Source organism: Carboxydocella sp. JDF658, assembly GCF_002049395.1.
Classification (GTDB): domain Bacteria; phylum Bacillota.
Genome location: NZ_BDLR01000150.1, coordinates 1 through 540, shown reverse-complemented (window position 1 = coordinate 540; position 540 = coordinate 1). Strand labels below are relative to the sequence as shown.

1 pseudogene is annotated in these 540 nt (G+C 47.2%); it reads left to right on the top strand.

The annotated features are described in order from the left end of the window. Window positions 1-540, top strand: a pseudogene (locus JDF658_RS14895) (hypothetical protein); the annotation flags it as partial.

The following is a 540-nucleotide window of genomic DNA, read 5'->3' as shown; positions in this document are numbered from 1 at the left end:
GCAAAATTGAAGACCCGACTAAATTTGTCCATCTCCTGAAAGCTAATCCTGTTCTCGCCACTATCTGCGGTTTTGATCTGCACACCCCAGGGGTTGGTACTATTTATGATTTCCTCAACCGTTTATGGCTGGAATATGCTCCGCAAAAGGCTGTTCAAAAACCAAAATCCAAAGGCCGCAAACGTCCTAAATCCGGAGAAAAATTGGTCCCAAAGCATCCTGGAATTGTGAAAAAACTCGTTAACCAAGTCTTAAAAGGCAGGGTCCTTAAAAAACAACCGCAGAGAATTTTGCAACTGATATTAAAAGAGTGTGCCGTCAAACCATCGTCCGAACTGGGCCTGCTTGGCGACCCAGATAATGTAGCTGTGGCCGCCGACGGAGCCCCACTCCTAACCGGTGCCAGTCCCTATGGTAAAAAGCTGTGCGAATGCCACTCTAAAGGCATTTTTCGCTGCAACTGCAAACGCTCTTTTACCGACCCCAACGCTAACTGGGGATGGGATAGCTATCACGAACAATGGTTTTATGGACACACCC